Origin of the sequence: Okeania sp. SIO2C9 (genome assembly GCF_010672455.1) — a bacterium.
Classification (GTDB): Bacteria; Cyanobacteriota; Cyanobacteriia; order Cyanobacteriales; family Microcoleaceae; genus Okeania.
This window is the reverse complement of the sequence record NZ_JAAHGO010000095.1, coordinates 23,591-29,590: the sequence shown is the minus strand read 5'-3', so window position 1 is coordinate 29,590 and position 6,000 is coordinate 23,591. Positions and strand designations below refer to the sequence as shown.

Annotated in this window: 8 protein-coding genes; all 8 read right to left on the bottom strand. The window is 36.0% G+C overall.

The features are described from left to right. Positions 1-838: 838 nt before the first annotated feature. The gene (locus F6K23_RS35515; RefSeq protein ID WP_293165199.1) at positions 839-940 is read right to left on the bottom strand and encodes a zinc ribbon domain-containing protein; all 102 of its coding nucleotides are present in this window, start codon (positions 938-940) and stop codon (positions 839-841) included. Beyond that, positions 918-1,166 carry a zinc ribbon domain-containing protein gene (locus F6K23_RS35510; RefSeq protein ID WP_293165198.1) on the bottom strand — a complete coding sequence of 83 codons (249 nt, stop codon included), beginning with the start codon at positions 1,164-1,166 and terminating at the stop codon, positions 918-920. The genes F6K23_RS35515 and F6K23_RS35510 overlap by 23 nt, the downstream gene beginning before the upstream one ends. Beyond that, positions 1,106-1,765 (bottom strand): transposase, encoded by a 660-nt coding sequence (locus F6K23_RS35505; protein WP_293165196.1) that lies wholly within the window; start codon positions 1,763-1,765, stop codon positions 1,106-1,108. Before F6K23_RS35505 ends, F6K23_RS35510 begins: the two co-directional genes overlap by 61 nt. Further along, a complete protein-coding gene (locus F6K23_RS35500) occupies positions 1,744-1,989 on the bottom strand; it encodes a helix-turn-helix domain-containing protein (RefSeq protein ID WP_293165194.1) in 246 nt (81 codons plus the stop codon). The genes F6K23_RS35505 and F6K23_RS35500 overlap by 22 nt, the downstream gene beginning before the upstream one ends. Beyond that, positions 1,970-2,575 carry an IS607 family transposase gene (locus F6K23_RS35495; protein ID WP_293165192.1) on the bottom strand — a complete coding sequence of 202 codons (606 nt, stop codon included), beginning with the start codon at positions 2,573-2,575 and terminating at the stop codon, positions 1,970-1,972. Before F6K23_RS35495 ends, F6K23_RS35500 begins: the two co-directional genes overlap by 20 nt. 369 nt (positions 2,576-2,944) lie before the next feature. Next, entirely contained in the window at positions 2,945-3,652 is a 708-nt protein-coding gene (locus F6K23_RS35490) for a class I SAM-dependent methyltransferase (protein ID WP_293165190.1), read from the bottom strand. Positions 3,653-3,787: 135 nt separating this feature from the next. After that, positions 3,788-4,717, bottom strand: coding sequence for an isopenicillin N synthase family oxygenase (locus tag F6K23_RS35485; protein WP_293165188.1), 930 nt, complete (start codon positions 4,715-4,717; stop codon positions 3,788-3,790). A gap of 412 nt (positions 4,718-5,129) precedes the next feature. Next, on the bottom strand, positions 5,130-5,810 hold the full coding sequence (locus F6K23_RS35480; protein WP_293165186.1) for a class I SAM-dependent methyltransferase: 681 nt from the start codon (positions 5,808-5,810) through the stop codon (positions 5,130-5,132). Between the last annotated feature and the right edge of the window lie 190 nt (positions 5,811-6,000).

The following is a 6,000-nucleotide window of genomic DNA, read 5'->3' as shown; positions in this document are numbered from 1 at the left end:
GGAATTTCACCATCAAGGGCATAAGAGTTTTCACAGGTCGAAGTTTATTCACTTCATGTCGCGACCTGGAAGGCTAGTTATACCTGCTTTTCAACAGTCTTGACTAACCAACGAGTCGCACTATTCATACACAGCTATTGCCTCTCCCTAAACATTCATTTTCGGCTGCACGCTCAATCCCATAACTTCTGGTGCAAAAGTCTTATCACTCACAGGGTGAAAAGGATATTAAAACTATTGTATAGCAAGGGTTTAAAGGATATAAGTAATCATTAAAAATTGCCATAAATGGTGAAAATAATTATGATTATTAGTGAGGGTATAGTTGAGGGATAAAACTCCGTTCCGGGCGTTGCACAGTGACAAATGATTTTAGATTTTTGATGTAATTGGATTTTGGATTAGTCAATTGCTAGAATGATTAATATTAGGTTTCTTTTTAGTCAAAGTCTAAACTAATTTTTGGCAATATCATTCCATAATGTGCAACCCCGAAAATTTTATCCCAGTCTGAGAGCAACCTGTAAATTTGTCCTCATCATTTTTCTTGGTATCTTGGAGAATTTCTTGAAACCCTTCATCTGCTTACCATCCATTGCCAGTGTTTATGTCTGTATTCTTAACAGAATAAGCACCCTAATTAATACTTCTCCCTGCTGAGGAATGAGTTTTGGTACTTGGATATATTATAATTTTTCCAGTCCCGTTCTACTAAACTTATCCAAACTTACCCAAATGAGATTTGAGCTTTGGAGCTAGCTTCCTGCTTCTATGAGAACCACTGACCGCAGTCTGTAACTTATTCTCTCCACAGGCTTAAAATCGCTTGAAACTCAAGCTACTGATACACATAGTTTTTCAGGTTGACAGCAGCGTTATAGTCTCTATCAGCTTGAAAACCACATTCACTACATTTGCTAACGCAAAGCTGCGCTAACATAAGTTCTCAAGTGTAACGGCATTTTCTGTTGATGCCCACAGTTTGAACATATTTGAGAACTTGGGTAAAATCTATCTGCTATGACTAATTCAGTACCATACCATTCACATTTGTATGTAAGTTGACGTTTAAATTCATAAAAACCACAATCTGCTATGGCACTTGCTAGTTTATGATGTCTTGGTGCGCGTTCCGCAAGCGAGCTGACGTCGTCGCGGGGTCGCACCGCTTTTTGAGCATTCCACTTACGTTTAAATCCTCAATTACTATGGTGCTGTGATTTTTAGCTAACCATGTTGTGAGCTTATGTAGTGTATCTGCTCTGATATCGGCTACTTTTTTGTGGACTTTTGCTAGTTTTTTTACTGCTTTGCGTCTGTTTTTGGAACCAATAACTTTTTTACTGACTGCACGTTGATGACGAACTAATCGTTTTTTGGCTTGCCTATAGGCTTTGACGTTAGCAAATTTACTGCCATCAGAACAGGTTGCTAATGTATTTATGCCTATGTCTACACCAATAGTTTCTCGCTCTTTTTCTATTGGAACGGATTCAAAATTGTACTTAAAACTGATGTACCAACTATCTGCTCGTTTGGATATGGTGACATTTTTTACTGGTACAGAGGGTAAAATTTCATAAGTTTTTACTACTCCTATTCTTGGTAATTGTATGTAGTTTCCTTGAATAATCTTAATACTACCTTCTAAATAAAAGCTGTCTTTTCTGCCTTTTTTCTTAAAGGCCGGAAATCCACGGCTCGCAATAGTTAGAAAGTTTTTAAATGCCCTCTCTAAATCTCTTAAGGCTTGCCCTTGGTGCACCCGATCGATACCTCATAATACCAGGGATTAATTGATTTGACTTCAGCTACTAAACGTTTATGCAAGGTAATTGCGTTTGGGCGTTTCTTGGTTTGTTGGTATTCCGTAATACAAGTTGCTAACCCCCAGTTATAAGAATGACGAGCAACACCTGCGTGTTTGGCAAGTATTGTTTTTTGTTGATTATTAAGTTTTAACTTCGTTTTAAAGCTTCGATGCAACATTTTTTAGCTCTTGAACAATTTGCTTGTTTTTGTGGCTCCTCGAACCATATAATCTAGCTGAAAATACTGTAATTATTTCCAACACATCATTGGCTAAATCTTCTTCAAAGGTTGAGTCTTGTGAGCGATTAATTATGATTACTTCTACTCCAAATTGTTCACAAAGCGAGAATATTAATTCAGCACCAAACCTGAGTAATCTATCTTTGTGGGATAATACCAAACGTTCCACTTGGTAAGTCGTGATTAATTTCAGTAACTTAATTAAGCCTTTTTTTCTGTAATTCATACCAGAACCTAAATCAGAAATTATTTCGTAGCTCCAACCGTGCTTTGCACAATAGACTTCTAGCATCATAATTTGGCGCTCTAGGTCTGTTTTTTGATCGCGACTACTGACTCTGGCATAAGCAATAGTAAGACGCGCATCACTTTTATGATTAAGTAAGTCACTTACTTGATAACGGCGATGTCCACCAACTGTACGTTCAGAAGTAATTTTGCTCTCTGCTTCCCATCTACGAAGTGTGTTTGTACTCACTCCTAATAAATCGGCAGCCTCTTGTATGCTTAATAAATTACTCATACTGCTGTAATATCGCTATATATGTGTAATTTTCAATAAGTATAGTCAAATTTTTATCAACTGTCAAGTCCCCCATACTCAGTTAGCAGAACAGCATTCATTAGAATTGTCGCTTTATAGCGCTATGCATTAAGGTGTTTGATATGAATAGAAGCAGCAAACCCTTTTGTATTCACCTATTGCCTTCCGGAGCTGTTGCCTGTTGCCTTGCGCGTAGCGCTATATAACTTAAAAAAATCCCAAAAACCTTGTTCTGTAAAAATTGTAGCTATTGGCAACCAAAAAGTATTGGAATTATTGATCTGTCTAGGTTGGAGCGATTTTTTCCCTTTATTTAGTGACAACTCTATTAACTGTGTCATAATTGCTCTATTCTTTGTAGCTGACCACAAACTTGTCATCAATAATCTGATATCCTTGCTGAAAACCAGCATCAGTCAGCACTTTAGCTGTATGTAGTCCATCAAAAAAATAAAAACGGCAAAATTGCTCGCTGAGAATTTCCCCATTAGCTTGAGAAAACACATACCACTTATCAAGATAATTTCCCTCCTTTTTGATTTTCTGCTCATAAAAAATTTTATCTTTGATTTCCTTTTTATATTTGGTATGAGGTCTTTGAATCCCTAATGCTAACAATCCACCCTCATCTAAATGACTGTGTAACTTTGCTAACAACTGCTTATTTTTCTCTGGATTAGTTATGTGACTAAAAATTCTATATTCTCCATCTTCTTCCACTATGCAAATAACACCTCCAGTTGAAACTATAGCTTCAAACTTTTCCTCAGTTTCAAATTTTATAATATCTTGACAAATCAACCTAACATCTGAAATTGCTAATCTCTTCTTAGCAATTTCCAACATTCGGGGAGAAAAATCAACGCCAACAATGTTATAGTTTGCCAAAGAAAGCATTTTTTCAGTCAGTAATCCCGTTCCTACACCAATATCTAAAACTTTTCTTCTAGCACCAAGTAAGTTGTGCAAGGTCTTGCTAAGGAAATCATAGTCAAAGTATCCACTTGTTAATAGGTTGTCATAATAATTTGCTATCTCAAAATACTCATTAATCATTTATTTTTTATTCTAATATGTCAAAGATAACCCCATTTATATATACTGATAATTATCAAAGCATTAATAAATGGGTTATAAGTAGTTTATTCAACCCTGATTTGTGGATTTTTTTGAATTTTTATCTATCTCTGATTAGACTAATTCTTTCGCCCTACCTGCTCCTTCATTTGTTTCCCAAATTGACACAAAATTATTCAACATTACTTCTTTAGAACTAATTTTTTCAGTAGTACCAAATGGTTCAATTATTGCATCAATATTAGGATAAACAAAGAAGGGAATTGATATTCGAGTTGCATCAGAATTACGATGAAATACTTCATGTGGCGTACTGACAAATAATCCTTTTGTCCACATTTGCAACAGATCCCCTAAATTAATCACAAACGCATCTTCTACACAGGGAGCATCTATCCATTCTTCTTTAGTATAAACTCTTAAAGAAGGCTGGGGAAAATCTTCTTGAATTAAAACTGTAAATATGCCATTATCAGTATGTTTTCCTGCTTTTCCCATCCCTGCCGGATAATAAATCGTGCGTTGGATTAATGTCGGCTCTGTAAAATATCGATCAAAGAAATTTGCTTCTAATCCTAAAGCTAAAGCTAATCCTTTTAATAATTTAGGAGTTACCTTTGTCATTATTTCATTTTGTAGCTGATAATGAGAGCTGGCAAAACCTGGAGCTACACTATCATCAGGTATAACCGTCGGACCTGTAAATGGTTGCTCTGATAAAGGTCTTTCTATACCTAAATCGAAAATTTCTTTAGGGTCAAACCCACTTTCTTTATTCAGAAATTCCCCATACAAAGGAACGTAACCCCTGGAAGTTTTGGGATAAACTTTTTGGATATCTTGACGGTAGTTTTGTTTTACATCTTCAGGCAATTCAAAAAAATTCCGCGATGCCTCAATAGTTTGATTGATTATTTCTCTGGAAACTCCATGTTCTTTAAGATAGAAAAAACCATGTTCGTAGCAAACATCGTACAATTTTTTTATTTCTTGAGGGCTGGCTTTTTCTAATTCTGATAAGGAGATAATTGGCAGACTTTTCATAGAATCAATTTTATTTACCTATATAGTTCAATTTTTAGTCTGAATTTCCACAATAAAAACTATAGAGTTAGCTAATTTTTGCTTTCCTCTATTGCTAGAAAATAGTTAAGGTTTTGGTAAAACCTAGGGAGTTGATTCTATCAGGTTTCCTGTTTTACTCTTTTGCCCTATTATGGAAATAATAAGGGCTATCTTAAAAGTACTAAGACTAATTCAAAAACAGTACCCGAGCGAAACTTTTAACAACCTCCTGTTCATAGAGAGAAACAGGAGTAGTGCTGCATAACTTTTCGGGGTGGAAAAATTATCAGAATCAACATCCTAGGTAAAACTGGCTGCACGCGATCGCTAAAGCTATGTAGTTAGCTTTTTCTTGGCTAGCTTTCACTCTTCGCTCACAGCAGCTTGTCAATTAACAAACTGCAAAAGCCCAATAATGCGCCCCTTCTTCGGCAATATATGGACCATCTTTAACATGGTTGACCAATTTAACTTTACCTTCTTGTTGGTAGCGGTCGCAAACTTCTTGGAAGTTAGTGCTATCATAATAACTCTTGCGGGTACTTACTACTACCCAACCTCCTGGTTTGGTAATGCGGATTAGTTCTGACAAAGCAGTTGGTGGTACATGACCTAAAGTGAACACGCCACAACAAACTGTCGCATCATATTGGTTGTCCTCATAAGCTTCATTTTTTTTCGTGAGGTCAACTTCACTTTCCAGAAAATTATAAACACCTGTCGAGCGAGCTTGTTCTACCATTCTTTCAGACAAATCAGCTCCATCTATATTCTGATAACCTTTTTGCTGGAGGACAATACCTACTAAACCAGTACCACATCCTGTATCTAGAATTTTTATCTTACGATCACTTGAGTCTACTGTTTTCAACCTATTATCGCTTTTTAGTGTTGTCAAGAAGTTGACTATGTATTCTGGTCCTATATACTGTTCATTGGACACATCACTGTCATATGCGACCGCCCATTTGTCGTAGTATGTTTGGAGCTTTTCTGCATCACCAGAGAGAGTATGAGCTTCTTTTATTGCGTCAAAACTCTCGTTGTCTTTACTTTTTACTGCTTGATTCATTGTTTTTATTCCTAACTACACTATTTTTGTCTGATTTACTGTTTTCATGTTAAGTTTCTAGCTCGTGTCCTGTTAATTACACATAGCTAGTTAATGTTTGAGGTGCTATCGAGCTTTTGCTAAATTAAACTCTTCCTCAACATTTTTAATGCTTTACTTACTATACTGAAGTCACTCCAACCTTGCCAAA